Here is a 13,322-nt window from a genome sequence, read left to right on the forward strand (position 1 = left end):
GTTCTATGGAAAAAGTGTAAGTTGTTGATCTTTATCGATGTAACTTCCTTGGTGGTCTGGTGAAGGCTAGACCAATCTGCTGCAAGTGTGTATATTTCTGTGTATATAGGGCCTCAAGAGAGGTGATATACACACATGGCCATGAACCTGCTCTCGGCCAGGAAGGTCGAGACCATTCCTTCTCAAAAAGAACCGTACTGGCTCAAGGACGGGGGCAGTCTGTTTCTGTACGTCACGCCCAGCGGAAGCAAGTTGTGGCGCTACCGCTACCGCTATCGGCTTGGCGGAAAGCCTGCCATCTACGCGATCGGCAAGTACCCCCAGGTCTCACTGGAGGCGGCGCGGACCGAGCGGGATCGCGCGCGGGAACTCGTCAAGAAGGGCGTACACCCCGTGGTGGAGAAGAGAGTCAACATCTCCACTCAGCTTGAAAAGAACGAGAACACCTTTGAGCCAGTGGCTCGCAGATGGATGGCGAGCAACGTGCAGTGGAGCGAGGGTTACGCCGATCAAGTCAAGCGCACTTTGGAGAACGATGTTTTTCCCAAAGTGGGCAAGCTGCCGGTCAGCTCAATCCGGACTGCTCACCTGCGCCCCGTCATTAAGGATGTTGCGGAGCGCGGCGCTCCCACCGTTGCGATCCTGATCAGGCAATTGTGCAGCCAAATCTTCGCATACGCGGCGGGTGAAGAGCTTTGCGACAGTGATCCGACGGCGCTGCTGAAACGGTCGGTCAAGCGCCCCCGAGTTCGACACCATCCACCGCTACCGTGGCAAGAGATCCCGAAGTTCTTGAGCCGTGTGGATGATGCAGGTTACCGGGTCACTGTCATTGCACTGCGATTGATGGCCCTCACTTATGTCCGCACCCTCAAGTGGGTCAGATTAATTGGCCATTAACAAGCGAAGACCGTCATGACCTCTGGAATGACCGCGCTCTTGGAGCTAGCGAGATCAAAATTGTCCAGGTATAGCGTTGTATAAGTACCCATACGCGGTTCTCCGTTTCAGATGATCCCAATCGTCTAACTGTTCATCTGCGGGCGTACAACGGCCGCCCTGGCTTTTGGGCATCCGCATTCAAAAATGACGGCGTCGCATAGATGTGACGGACAGCATCAGATCGTTTTGAGACTATCACCCTCGCAGGTTAGTAAAAAACAAAAAAAGCGGGCCACGCCCATGAAGGGCATGATCCGCTTGAGGGGCAGGCTTTCAACTGACGCAGACCTTCCGCCAGCAGCCATAGCGCCCGGTTCAGCCGGACGTTCTGGTCGATGCCTTGAACGGGCCGCGTGCGTTGCTGGCGCCCGTTTGCGGTGCGGCCGGTCAGGCCGCCTTTGACGAGGTTCTCCTGCACTCGATTGAAGGTGGACCACAGGTCCGAACGGTTGTCGTCGAAACGACGTGGCCGCAGAACCTGACTCTCCGTGATCGGCAAGGTCTTGCCGGGATCGTCGTACTTGAGGGTCAACGCCGATCTGGCGAAGACCTCGGCCTCACCGTCGTCGAGTGTGATGGCAGCCATGGCATCGCGCGAGTGTTGCACTTGCTCGAAACCATGTAAGACCTCGTAGGCGCCCTCGATGACGTGATCGGTGACGTTGCCCTTGTGAGGAACGCGGACGTCGGCGAAGGTGTCGCCGCACACCAGACCGTTCTGGCAGACGAAGCGGAACATGCCCGCCAGCATCTGATAGCTGCTGGTGCCGTCGTGCGAATTGAGCAGGATGATCTCGCTCGCCTCGATGCCATTGATCTGGCTCGCATGACGAAGCCGCAGCATGTGCTTGGTGTAGTCACGACGATCCTCGTGGCGCACACGTGTCTGGCACACCATGAACGGTTGGAAACCCTCTCTGCGCAGCTACGTCAACACGGCCGCGGTCGGGATGTAGCTGTAGCGCTGGGAACGGCTTTCGTGCGGGGTCTCCGCGAAGATGGATGGGGCGACGGTGCGGATCTGATCATCCGACAACGGGTGATCCGAGCGCAGCACCGGAGAACGATAAGAAAAGCGGGATGCGAGTTTCATGACTATCTCCTTTTGAGGATTGGAGCAATCGGCATCGAGAGGCCAAAAGCCGGATGCGTGCGATTGCATGGGACAAAGAAAGGCCCTGCGGGGCAGGGCCTGGGTGGGTCAGGTAAAGAGGAATGCAGCCCCGTGAAGCACGGGCCTGCGGTTCAGTCCGGCTCGAATTGCCGGCTGTAGGGGTTGAAGCGAAGCGCTTCGCTCCCTTTGAGGATCGGTGTGAAACCGTCCAGGTAGAGGTTGGCGAGGTACTGGTCGCGGTAGGTCAACGCCTGCCGTGCCTGTTCCTCGGTGAGACCGTCGCTGATGAAGTGATCGAGCAGTTCCTCGTCGGAGGAAACTTCGTTGTTGGACAACTGATCTTCGACGAGGCGCAGCAACGACGCCGGGAGAGAGGCCAGGATCGGGTCCATGACGTACCTCCCGTGCTCAGGCCACTGACGCCGGCATGCGCCGACGTGCGTGATGAGCGAGCACGCCTTCCCGCCACTCGGGGGATTGCACCGGCGCCATGTCGAGATAGCGCAACGGGCACGAGTAGTAGTAGGGGTGCATGGATTCATCCAGGGGCTTGTGGCCCCATTCGCCGCCCGAGCCTTGCAGCAGGTCGCAACGGATGACGTTGATGGAATCGCCGGCAGCGAGCTTCATGAATCCCGCCTGCTTGGCGGTGATGCGCGCCACGGACCACAGCACGTTGCCGCGCAGGGCGTGGGCGATGACCTCCGAGCGAGCGTTTTCGCCCTCCTGCGGTTCGATCAGTTCGCGGATCAGTTGGTCGCGGGTTTGCCGCGAGAAATACCAGCCCATGGGAGTTCTCCTGTGAAAAAAAGCCGGAGCACTCCCCCGACGGGGGAAATACCCCGGCGGGTGGTTGGAACGTCGCGGGAAGCGACAGATGGATCAGGCGGAGGCGATATGCCAGTCCTGGGACAGCGGCGCGAACTCGTAGCCCAAGGCACCGAGACGGTCGCGTTGCTGACGCAACAGGCGGCGATCGACGGTGGCATCGAGCTTGACGATCTCGCCCAGCGGCCAGAGAGCGCCGAACAGCGTGGCGTCGTCGTCCTGCGTTACCGGCTTGGAAGCCGGCTTAGCGGGAACGTCGGCACCGAACGGCGTGGTATCGACCAGGGGATCGCTGGACGTTGCCGCCTTCGCTTCGGCAGGTGCCGAAGTGGACGGGGCTGGCGTCTGCGCTTCCTCGTCGATCGGATCGACTTCCTGCGGACTCAGCCGGTTGGCTTCATCGCGGCTCAGGTGATCGATGTTCGATAAGGTCATTCCGCCCAGGTGCGCGCGGATCTCGATGACCATGCGGCCGCTGGTGTTGTACGTCGAAGGACGAATCTCGGTGATGACGAAATCGCCCTCGTACTTGCCTTCGCGGTACTGGTCCAGCTCGGCGTTCTTGATGACGAACTCGCCGATGGAGGTGGCGAGGCGGCCGACGTTGAAGTCGCCGTTCCTGCCGTGGATGGTCTTGATGGCCAATTGGCCGGGAAGCGTAATCATGGGTCAGCTCCTTACGATGAGGTCACGAGACGCCGACCGGAAAGACCGGCGGTTCGTTGGATGGAAAGGAAGCAAGGCCCCGGTGAGGGGGCCTTGTGGGTTCAGAACGACTCGGCCAACGCCGGTACTTCGGCTGCTTCGTCGTCGGAAACCGTCTCGGATGCGGGTGCATCCTGGACAGCGGGTTCGCTCGAAACGCTGGGCGCTTCGTCGCGAGCCGCTTCCTCGGAGGCCTTGGGTTCGGCCTTGTAGACGAGCTGGCCATCGACCTTGATCCAGCTCACGAAGAGCAGGCGGGCCTTCAGGCTGATGCCCTGTTCGCCGACACGCTTCCCCTTGCTGTAGGTGAAGATGTCGGTCCACAGATCGCCCAGGCGAAAGCCGATCAGCACTTTGCGTTCGGCCTCGACGGCGGGGACGCAACGGCGGATCAGGTGCTGCGCTTCGCTGCCGGATACGCGCACGTCGAAACGGCGGTACTCCGGCTTATCGCTGGAACCATTGAGCGCTGCGATGTCGCAGGCCAGGAAGGCATCGCCTTTCTTGGGCTTCACTTCGCGGATGCGATTGAGATACCCGAGGCCGGTGATGTGCAGATCGAAGAAGTTGGACTTTTCGGATGAAGTGGTCATGGTGAATCTCCAGACTTGAGGGACAAGAAGGCGGAGACACACCCACCCCGGCGGGGAGGCATAACCCCCGCGCGGGTTGATGGATCGAACGATCCAGGTACTGCTTGTGCATCCTTCGCCCTGGGAGGGGCGAACGTTCGCGCATGGGATGCTGGTGCGAACTGGATCGGTCACGCGGTCGGAACCGCGTCGTAGCCTCGAAGACCGTGACTACCTGGGCATGTTGCTGACGGATCAGCGGAACATGGCCGCAGCGTGGCATGGCGGCGGCGAACCGGCGACCGTCAATCGGCTTCCGCAGCCATCCCTATTTCTGCGGGGCACAAAGAGAAAGAGCCCCGTGAAGGGGCTCAAGATGGAGGGATCAGTCTTCGTAGACAGGCAGGCCGTCCAGTATCGCGGCGTTCGGATCGAAGACCAGTATGCGCACGTCCGCCATGGCGGCCAGGAGCCGTCCCACGCAGGCATCGGCGTCGTGCAGAATGTTCGGCAGCAGGATGGGAAGATCGAGGCGCAGTTTGTTCGTCATGCGCTGGCTCCTTTATTGATGTGCGGCTTCGCAGCTCGCGCGGCGAAGGTAGGCAGCACCAGCAGGGTCAGTGCAGTTGCGGTCAGCAATCCGCCGATCACTACGGTGGCAAGCGGCTTTTGTACTTCCGCGCCTGCGCCTGTGGCGATCGCCATCGGAATGAAGCCGACGATGCCAGTCAGCGCTGTGGTCAGGACGGCCCGCAGACGACTGGCGGCACCGGCGGCGGCGGCTTCCAGCGGCGGATCGCCCGCGGTCAGGCGTTCGCGAATCGCCTGCATCAGCACCAGGCCGTTGACCGTCGCCACACCCGACACGGCGATAAAGCCCACGGCTGCCGACACCGAGAAGGGCATCCCGCGCACCAGCAGGGCCAGCGCGCTGCCCACCAGCGCAAGGGGGACACAGACGAACACCAGGCCGGCTTCCCTGATACTGCCCAGGGCCATGAACAGCAGTACGCCGATCAGCACGAAGACGAACGGGACCACTACCATCAGCCGCTGCTCGGCGCGCTGAAGATTCTCGAACTGGCCGCCCCAGTCGAGATGGACGCCGGCCGGCAACGCGACGCCGGCCACCGCGTCCTGCGCCTCGGCGACGAAGCCGCCCAGGTCGCGGCCACGGACGTTGGCCTGTACCACCATGCGGCGGCTGCCGTTTTCACGACTGATCTGGTTCGGACCTTCGCTGATCTGAATGCGTGCCACCGAAGACAGGGGCACTGTGGTGCCGGTGGGGGTTGTGATCGGCAGCGCGGCCAGGCTGGCGGGATCGCTGCGGGCTTCCTCATCCAGTCGAACCACCACGTCGAAGCGGCGATCGCCTTCGAAAATGCGTCCGGCGGCCATGCCGCCAATGCCGATGGCCACTGCTTCGCTGACGTCAGCGGCGGCAAACCCGTAAGCCGCCGCGGCCGACCGATCGACCTGCACGGTCAGGGTTGGCAGCCCCGACACCTGCTCGACACGCACGTCCGCCGCGCCTTCGATCTGGCGCAGCCGGTTCGCCACCTGGTCCGCGATTCCTTGCAGGACCGTGAAATCCTCACCGAAGACCATGACGGCAAGATCGGTGCGCACGCCCGAGATCAGTTCATTGAAACGCAGCTCGATCGGCTGGCTGAACTCGAAGGCGTTGCCGATCTGTTCGTCGGCGACAGCGGCGATCCGTTCGACCAGTGCCTCCTTGCCGAGCGACGGGTCGGGCCAGTCACTCCGAGGTTTGAGCATGATCACGGCGTCGGAGATATTCGGTGGCATGGGGTCCATCGCAGCCTCGGCAGTGCCGGTGCGGGAGAAGACCGTGCGCACTTCAGGCTGGGCGGTAATCGCCTGTTCCAGCGCCATCTGCATGCTCAGCGACTGTTCCAGGGAGGCGGACGGCACCCGCAGCGCCTGCATGGCGATGTCACCCTCGTCCAGCGTCGGCGTGAACTCCCGCCCCAGGGACAGGAAAGCCGACGCCCCGATGACCAACGCCAGCAGCGCCGATCCCAGCACGATCTTGGGGCGCACGATGGCGGCGCGAATCACCGGCTCGATCCAGTGCCGTACAAAGCGGATCACGCGGGTTTCGTGCTGGCCTTCACTGGCCTCAGGGACAGACTTGGGCTCACGCACGAACAGCGCGGCCATCGCCGGTACGAGGGTAAAGGAGAGGACGAACGCACCGGCAAGGGCCAGCATGAAGGTGGCTGCCATCGGCTGGAAGGTTTTTCCTTCTACCCCTTCGAGAATCAGGATCGGCGCGAACACCAACAGAATGATGAGCTGGCCAAAGGCGGCGGGCCTCACCATCTTGCGAGCTGCTTGCATGGCGACACCCAGGCGTTCCATCGCGGTCAGCGGTCGACCCAACTCCTGACGCCGCTGGCCGAGCATCCGTAGCGTCGCTTCGATCACGATCACCGCCCCATCGACCAGAATGCCGAAGTCGAGAGCGCCCAGGCTCATCAGGTTTCCGCTGATCCCGAACCGGTTCATGCCGATGACCGCGAACAGGAAGGACAGCGGGATCACCAGCGCAGTGATCGCCGCCGCGCGGATATTGCCGAGCAGCAGGAACAGCACTGCGATCACTAGCAGTGCGCCTTCCGTCAGGTTTGTGGCGACCGTCCTGATCGTGGCATTGACCAGCACGCTGCGGTCGAGCACCGGCTCTGCGATGATGCCTGGGGGCAGCGACTGGCTGACTTGCGACAACCGCGCAGCCGCTGCCTGGGCGGCGGTGCGGCTGTTGCCGCCGGCGATCATCAGCGCGGTGCCGAGTACCGCTTCATGACCATCGCGTGTCGCCGCGCCCAGGCGCGGCGCCTGGCCGATCTCGACTGTCGCCACATCGGCGACGCGCACGACCAGACCGGCGCGATTGGCCACCGGCGCCTGGGCGAGGTCTTCCACCGTCTCGGCCAGCGCGTCGGCGCGCACCACCAGGCCTTCACCGCCACGCTGGATGAAACCTGCGCCGGCCTGGACATTCGCGCGCTCCAGCGCCTGGACCAGATCGCTGAGGCCGAGTCCATAGGCAGCGAGCCTGGCCGGGTCGGGCCGCACCGCGTATTCCTTGACATATCCGCCGATGGTGTCGATGCCTGCCAGGCCCGGCGTGGACCGCATCTGCGGTGCGATGATCCAGTCCTGGACCGTGCGCAGATAGGTGGCGCGCGCCTCGGGCGTGGTCAGCCGTTCACCTTCCGGCGTCAGATAGACCTCGCCCTCCTGCCAGCCGGGTTGACCGGGCTCGGCGAGATTAGTGCTGTTGAACGGTACATAGTCCACCGTCCACATCAGTACTTCGCCCAGACCCGTGGTCACCGGCGACATCATCGGCGTCACCCCTTCGGGCAACTCCTCCTCCACTTCGCGCATGCGTTCGGCCACTTGCTGGCGTGCGAAGTAGATGTCGGTCTGGTCGGTGAAAATGGCGGTGACCTGGGAGAATCCGTTACGTGAGATCGAGCGGGTGCTAGTCAGCCCGGGGATGCCGGCCAAGGCTGTTTCAAGTGGATAGGTTACCTGGCGCTCGATCTGACCGGGCGCGAGCGCGGGCGCTATGGTGTTGATCTGCACCTGGCGGTTGGTGATGTCCGGTACCGCGTCGATCGGCAGCCGGTTCAGTTCGAGCAGGCCATAGGCGGCCACCACGGCGGCGGCGATCACCACGAACCAGCGAAAGCGCACTGAGGTTTCGATAATGAACTTGAACATGGGTTGCTTCCTCAGTGGCTGTGTTCGGCCTCGCCTTTGGCGAGTTCGGCTTTTAAAAGGAAGGCGTTGATCCCAACGATGCGCTCTGAGCCATCAAGCCCGTTCAGTATCTCGATATGGCCGCCAGCTTGACGGCCAGCGAGCACCGGCGTTGCCCGGAAGCCTTCGTCAGTGGCGACGAACACCACCGATCGCCCGTCCACCGTTTGCACCGCGTCGGCGGGGACGGTCAGGCCATCTTCCTGCCTATCGGTAACAATGACCCCCGTCACTGGCGAGCCGGCGGGTGGCAGGACGCCCGAAACCGGACGAGCCCGGATGAGGGTGGCATTGCCTTGCTCACGCACATTGGCGGCCACCCCTAATACCACCGCTTCGAAATCGCCGGAGGGGCTTCTGACTCCGATGCGAGATCCGGAGATCACCTGCGCCGCCAGGGCCGGTGGCGCGGTGAAGACGAGTTCGGTCTGCGCGGGATTGGAAACCTCCGCGACGCCACCACCGGCAGCGACGAATCCGCCCGGCGTGACTTGGACTGTGCCGACAACACCCGCGATCGGGCTGACGATGGCGACACGGCCCTGTGCGTCAGGGGCGCCGGCTGCCACCACCTGTGCCTGTGCCGCCCTGGCTGCCGCATCGGCGGCCAGTGAGCGGGCGCGGGACGCTTCCAGTTCCCGGCGGGCCACCACGCCCAGTTCGACCAGATTCGAGTCGCGTCGATATTCCAGGCGTGCGGCTTCCGCCTCGGCGGCCGCGGCCTCGGCATTGGCGCGCAGAGTGGCGGCTTCGCCGCTGATCACCACAACCAGCGTTTGGCCCGCTTCAACCGGCGAGCCGGGTGCGACCTGTACCTGCTCGACTCGGCCGCCCACGATGGCGGAGATCGCTGTGCGTGCGTCTAGGGCGGATTCGACCCGCCCCGTCAGTCGAGTCTCGTTGCCGCCGCCACGACCCACCGCGACGATACCGATGCCTGACGCCTCGATTTGTCGCGCTGTCAGGACGACAACACCTTCGGGCGCCTCGTCATCGTGGTCATCATGATCATCACCCTTGACGTAAGCAGCGTGCTCCGTGTGGGGGATCAGTTGGGCAAGGCCAAAGCCCGCTCCAAGTGCGACAAGTAGGACTGCTCCACAGAGGAGCCGGATATTTGTGGTTGTCATCTATGCTTCCTCAAAATGGGGTGCGGCCGTCAAGGCGCGCGAGTTCGACTTCTGCACGGACGCGCGCCAGGCGTGCGTCCACTGCGGTATTGCGTGCGGCAATCAAGGCCGCCCGTATGCTGCGCAGTTCCAACTGCGAGATTCGCCCGGCATCGAACCCGGCGCGTGCGAGGCGGTAGGCTTCTTCTGCAGCAGCGACGCCGTTGTCGGCAGCACGTGTCCGAGTGATCGATGCAGTGAGGCGGGCTTGTGCAGCACTGCGATCTGCCTGGACCTCCAATTTCAAACCGGTCAGCCGCGCCTCGGCAGCTCGCTGCTCGGCACGCGCTGCACTGATAGCGCCCTTATTCCTATCGAACAGCGGAACGGATACGCTGATGCCGAACATAAGTGCTTGGGTGTCGTATTCTTCGAATCGCCGGACACCGAGCGAAGCAGTCACGTCGGGACGAGCACGCAGTCGCTCCACGGTTACGGATTGACCAGCCGCATCCAGTTCGGCTTCGGCAATCTGAACAGCCAAGGGATTGCGTACATCCTGTGCAAAGGGGCTGGGTGCGCGATCTAGCAGGCTGGTTCCGATGGATGTGACAGGTTCGGTCAGCATCGCTGCTGCGGCGAGACGCGCGAAAGCCGCATCTCGGTTTGCCTGTGTTTCGTCCACGACGGCACGAGCAGCCTCCACCTCGCTTTCGGCCTGGATGCCACGAAGCGTGGGCTCACGACCTTCTTCTATAAGGGCCATCACCGCGCTTGCATCCGCCTGCGTCAGCGACAGTGCCTCGACGGCCAGCTCATACTGCAAGGAAGCGGCTTCCGCCTCGGCATAGATCAGCGCCAGGCGGCCGGCCACTGCCCATCGCGATTGGTCGCGGCGCAGAGCAGCCGCGTCAGCTTCCGCCCGGGCGGCACCAATACGTGCACCCCGCTGTCCCCACAGTTCCAGAGGTTGACTGACGGAAAACGTGGTCTCTGCGGCGCCATAGCCAGTGAACGGCGCGCGGCCGTAAGCGTTCTCGGCTTCCAGGGAAATGGAAGGATTAGGCAACGCATGGGCTTGTTGCGCGCGCGCCTTGGCGGCGTCGAGCAACGCTTCGGCTTCTAGTGTCGCCGGGGTTCGATCGAGATGCTCGATCAGTGTTTCATAAGGCGGAGCGGGCTCGGCACTTGCTGGTGATGCCAGCGTGATCGTTGTAGCGACCACAGCAAAGCCAACCGCGCATAGCGGTCGGTCGAACGATATAAACATGAGAAGACTCCCAAAGCTAAACGAGTTGACGAAACGACCGTGCAAGCAGCACGGTCCGGATTCGTCAGGCTTTGGGGGGGCGCATCAATCCATCAGGCGTGTGTGATGCGATGGCATCACTGTCTGGCCATTGGTGCGCCAGGGGCAGGGAAGCGACCTCGACCGCTGAACGCGGGGGAACGTGGTCGTATGTATGGTGAGAATGCCCGTGGCTGCAGGCGCCATGACCGAAGTCGGAATCCTTGTCCTTGCTATCGTCACTATGGGTTTCAACGTATGAATACGTATCCCCACCCTCAGATGCGCACAAGACCGCATCAGCCATAGGAATGACAACGAACGTTGCAAGAAGCAACGCCATCACTGCCAGCCTATGTCTGAACAAAATACGCATCATTGCAGCAGGCTACCATGGAATGAGCCAAGTTCGCAATCAATTTCGACGGCCAATAGGGTCAACGCCCACCTTGATCGGATGCTCGAAGCCTTGCTAGGAAAGCGACTCCTTGCAGCTCAACTGTTAGACGGCAAAGAGAGGTGCATGTTACAATGCTTCGGATATGAAGCTGCTGTGGGGTGATTCGCTTCCTACGCATCTTCCCCGGTTTAACTCGGTCTGCCATGACCCGTACTGCATCGATCAACATTGCTCAGTGGTGGCGCTTCCGGTAGAAGCGGCACGTCGTTGCGGCTTTGATCCGCACCTTGCCGCCCCACCGGCGGGCAAGGTTCAATAGATGGCTCTCCGGCATGGCGGCTCCAAGACTCAGGAGATTGCCCGATGCCATTAAATCCCCCAGCCATAGGTAGCGCCTCGCGCACCACGTCCTCGTGGTGCGCGGTTGTGCGCGTCGCTCACCGGCATTCAGGCCGGCAGTCTTGCAAGGAGTCTCATCAAGGCGTCTTGCAGAGACGCACCGTGAGGCCAGCCTCCATGCTCGCTGCCACCCCACAAGGGCATTATCCGGCGCTTGTGCTGCCGAAATCCGGTGCATGTGTGTATATATCTGTGTATATAGACCCAAGAATGATTAAAAAAAATACAGAAAAAACAAGAGGTTGCCATGGTTAAATTGTTGATGATCGACAACTACGATTCATTTACGCATAATTTAGTGCGCTACTTTAATGAGCTAGGGCAGCAAGTGGTTGTTTACCGCAACGATCAAATTAGTGTGCAAGCGATTTGTGACATGGCGCCCACGGGGGTTATTATTTCACCCGGACCGGGCACACCGAGTGACGCTGGGATTAGTCTTGCTACTATTGAGCGTTTTGCTGGACAAGTACCCATATTGGGTGTGTGTCTTGGGCACCAGGCAATTGCGCAAGCATATGGTGCAAACGTGGTGCGAGCGAATCAGGTCATGCACGGTAAGACGTCGTTGGTGGCACACCATGGGCAAGGGCTTTTTGCCGGCTTACCTCCAGAGTTTCGTGTCACGCGCTATCATTCTTTGCTGGTTGCGGCCGATACACTACCTAATGGCTTGGTCGAGGACGCTTGGGTGGCGCATTCAGCGTATCGCGAAATCATGGGCATCCGTGATAGCGAACACGCCATATATGGTATTCAGTTTCATCCAGAATCAGTATTAACTGAGTATGGCCATCGTATTTTGGCCGCATTTTGTGCCCATGCAGGCTTACCTGTAAGTGCAGATTTAAGTGAGCTTAGCCAGAGTTTGCGCTAAACTGTGCAGGCGACTTGAAGGTTATCTAATATAAGCAGGAGTTTCAGCTTAGTGAGTCAATACGCGCAATTTTCTGTATCTACCCAATCTGAATCAAGTGACCGTGTTGCGTTACTTGGGCGTCGGTTTATCAATTACCTGATCAGTCTCAACTTTGCACGTGGGCAATATATGACTGAGGAGGGCTTGGACGACGACCAGAAAGCGATCAGCCGTGAGCTTCTTGAGGTTGAACAGCGCCGCCGTGCCGAACAAGCACGTAAGCAAGCGGTGCATGACAAAGTGCGTCAAGAGGTAGAGCAGCAGTTGCATAAGCGCTTGTATTTGGCAGTTGAAAAGCGCCTCCAGGAGCAGACGTATATTCGCGAGCGGGTACTAATGTTGGCAGATAATGGCCCTAAGCTCATGGATACCCTGTTCTCGCCAGCCGCGAGCTCACGCAAAATTGAAGAACTGTCCCATGGCCTCGATTGGCTGCACGTGGGGATGGTCAAAATGGTCAACCTACCACCATTTGCTGACCCGAATGACCCAAAGCGCGCGCGTATTTCGAACTTTCGTGGTGCGATGAACTTTGTCGGTACGGAAGACATTAAAATTATTGCGCCGGCACTGACCATGCAAAATTGGTTACCGCCGGCTGAAGCGCCGTTTGTATTATTACGCCGCAAGTTGTGGCAGCACGTGATGGCGACCGCAGTCGTTAGCCAGCGCTTGGCCGAGCTGGATGGCAAGTTAGACCCAGCAATCGCGTTTAATGCCGGCATTTTCCATGAAATGGGCAAAGTGGTGCTGGCGCGTTTGTATGTCAAAATATTTGATGACGTACGTCAGCTGATGTTGCGTGACTTACGCAATGAAACCACATCGGCACGTTATAACGCGCTAGTGCAGATTGAGCCAGACCAGCAGTTTCTGCGTGATTTAATGCTGCAAAAAGAGCGTCAGGTCACACATATGCTGTTTGCTGGCTTTGAGCTTGAGCGTTTGCCGTTACATCGTATCTACGAAGAATTCGCCAGCGCTCAGAGCATAACCGAGACCAGTGGCTATGCACGGCTGCTATGGCAAGCGAATACATTTAGTGAGTTTCGCATGCTACACAGCGCAAACCTTGCGTCACTCGAAGACGGCAAGCGGATGTTTGCAGCCAGTGAACTAAATGCCAAAGATATCCTTGAATTGCGTAAAGTGAACCTGAAAAAGCTGATCCTAGCCCGCGATCGCGGCAATGCAAACGCGTAAACTTAAGGCTACACCATTCGTTTTAAGCGCCATGTAGAAAATTTT

At 60.4% G+C, this 13,322-nt stretch carries 13 protein-coding genes; 3 read left to right on the forward strand and 10 right to left on the reverse strand.

The features are described from left to right. Positions 1-135 precede the first annotated feature (135 nt). Positions 136-900: a tyrosine-type recombinase/integrase gene (locus tag CWE07_RS07385; protein ID WP_241974093.1), complete on the forward strand. Its 765-nt coding sequence runs from the start codon at positions 136-138 to the stop codon at positions 898-900. 250 nt (positions 901-1,150) lie between these two features. Here CWE07_RS07385 and CWE07_RS07390 read toward each other — a convergent pair whose 3' ends face one another. From CWE07_RS07390 to CWE07_RS07425, 10 genes are all read right to left on the reverse strand, one after another. Continuing rightward, entirely contained in the window at positions 1,151-1,867 is a 717-nt protein-coding gene (locus CWE07_RS07390; RefSeq protein WP_425320746.1) for a DUF932 domain-containing protein, read from the reverse strand. Beyond that, positions 1,868-2,035 (reverse strand): hypothetical protein, encoded by a 168-nt coding sequence (locus CWE07_RS14740; protein ID WP_425320745.1) that lies wholly within the window; start codon positions 2,033-2,035, stop codon positions 1,868-1,870. It abuts the gene before it with no gap. Positions 2,036-2,187: 152 nt separating this feature from the next. After that, positions 2,188-2,448: a hypothetical protein gene (locus CWE07_RS07395; protein ID WP_042919708.1), complete on the reverse strand. Its 261-nt coding sequence runs from the start codon at positions 2,446-2,448 to the stop codon at positions 2,188-2,190. 16 nt (positions 2,449-2,464) lie between these two features. Next, on the reverse strand, positions 2,465-2,845 hold the full coding sequence (locus CWE07_RS07400; protein WP_111569154.1) for a hypothetical protein: 381 nt from the start codon (positions 2,843-2,845) through the stop codon (positions 2,465-2,467). Positions 2,846-2,938: 93 nt separating this feature from the next. Beyond that, positions 2,939-3,550 (reverse strand): DUF3275 family protein, encoded by a 612-nt coding sequence (locus tag CWE07_RS07405; protein ID WP_111569153.1) that lies wholly within the window; start codon positions 3,548-3,550, stop codon positions 2,939-2,941. Between the two features lie 101 nt (positions 3,551-3,651). After that, the gene (locus tag CWE07_RS07410) at positions 3,652-4,182 is read right to left on the reverse strand and encodes an STY4534 family ICE replication protein (RefSeq protein ID WP_111569152.1); all 531 of its coding nucleotides are present in this window, start codon (positions 4,180-4,182) and stop codon (positions 3,652-3,654) included. 364 nt (positions 4,183-4,546) lie between these two features. Then, positions 4,547-4,711, reverse strand: coding sequence for a hypothetical protein (locus CWE07_RS14405; protein WP_198679896.1), 165 nt, complete (start codon positions 4,709-4,711; stop codon positions 4,547-4,549). Then, positions 4,708-7,920, reverse strand: coding sequence for an efflux RND transporter permease subunit (locus tag CWE07_RS07415; RefSeq protein WP_111569151.1), 3,213 nt, complete (start codon positions 7,918-7,920; stop codon positions 4,708-4,710). Before CWE07_RS07415 ends, CWE07_RS14405 begins: the two co-directional genes overlap by 4 nt. Before the next feature lie 11 nt (positions 7,921-7,931). Beyond that, positions 7,932-9,089: an efflux RND transporter periplasmic adaptor subunit gene (locus CWE07_RS07420; RefSeq protein WP_111569150.1), complete on the reverse strand. Its 1,158-nt coding sequence runs from the start codon at positions 9,087-9,089 to the stop codon at positions 7,932-7,934. A gap of 10 nt (positions 9,090-9,099) precedes the next feature. Next, positions 9,100-10,338, reverse strand: a complete 1,239-nt coding sequence (locus CWE07_RS07425) for a TolC family protein (RefSeq protein WP_111569149.1) — start codon at positions 10,336-10,338, stop codon at positions 9,100-9,102. A 1,064-nt stretch (positions 10,339-11,402) separates the two neighbouring features. Between CWE07_RS07425 and CWE07_RS07430 the strand changes: the two genes are divergently transcribed. Then, positions 11,403-12,032: an anthranilate synthase component II gene (locus CWE07_RS07430; RefSeq protein ID WP_111569147.1), complete on the forward strand. Its 630-nt coding sequence runs from the start codon at positions 11,403-11,405 to the stop codon at positions 12,030-12,032. A 51-nt stretch (positions 12,033-12,083) separates the two neighbouring features. Next, positions 12,084-13,277, forward strand: a complete 1,194-nt coding sequence (locus tag CWE07_RS07435; protein ID WP_111569146.1) for an HDOD domain-containing protein — start codon at positions 12,084-12,086, stop codon at positions 13,275-13,277. Positions 13,278-13,322: the final 45 nt, after the last annotated feature.

The sequence above is a fragment of the Aliidiomarina maris genome (assembly GCF_003987335.1).
In the GTDB taxonomy this organism is placed as follows: domain Bacteria; phylum Pseudomonadota; class Gammaproteobacteria; order Enterobacterales; family Alteromonadaceae; genus Aliidiomarina; species Aliidiomarina maris.

What these genes read in the sequence shown, in the direction of transcription:
- CWE07_RS07385 (WP_241974093.1), top strand. Translation starts at nt 136, where the DNA reads ATGGCCATGAACCTGCTCTCGGCCAGGAAGGTCGAGACCATTCCTTCT.
- CWE07_RS14740 (WP_425320745.1), bottom strand. Translation starts at nt 2,035, where the DNA reads ATGAAACTCGCATCCCGCTTTTCTTATCGTTCTCCGGTGCTGCGCTCG.
- CWE07_RS07395 (WP_042919708.1), bottom strand. Translation starts at nt 2,448, where the DNA reads ATGGACCCGATCCTGGCCTCTCTCCCGGCGTCGTTGCTGCGCCTCGTC.
- CWE07_RS07400 (WP_111569154.1), bottom strand. Translation starts at nt 2,845, where the DNA reads ATGGGCTGGTATTTCTCGCGGCAAACCCGCGACCAACTGATCCGCGAA.
- CWE07_RS07405 (WP_111569153.1), bottom strand. Translation starts at nt 3,550, where the DNA reads ATGATTACGCTTCCCGGCCAATTGGCCATCAAGACCATCCACGGCAGG.
- CWE07_RS07410 (WP_111569152.1), bottom strand. Translation starts at nt 4,182, where the DNA reads ATGACCACTTCATCCGAAAAGTCCAACTTCTTCGATCTGCACATCACC.
- CWE07_RS14405 (WP_198679896.1), bottom strand. Translation starts at nt 4,711, where the DNA reads ATGACGAACAAACTGCGCCTCGATCTTCCCATCCTGCTGCCGAACATT.
- CWE07_RS07415 (WP_111569151.1), bottom strand. Translation starts at nt 7,920, where the DNA reads ATGTTCAAGTTCATTATCGAAACCTCAGTGCGCTTTCGCTGGTTCGTG.
- CWE07_RS07420 (WP_111569150.1), bottom strand. Translation starts at nt 9,089, where the DNA reads ATGACAACCACAAATATCCGGCTCCTCTGTGGAGCAGTCCTACTTGTC.
- CWE07_RS07425 (WP_111569149.1), bottom strand. Translation starts at nt 10,338, where the DNA reads ATGTTTATATCGTTCGACCGACCGCTATGCGCGGTTGGCTTTGCTGTG.
- CWE07_RS07430 (WP_111569147.1), top strand. Translation starts at nt 11,403, where the DNA reads ATGGTTAAATTGTTGATGATCGACAACTACGATTCATTTACGCATAAT.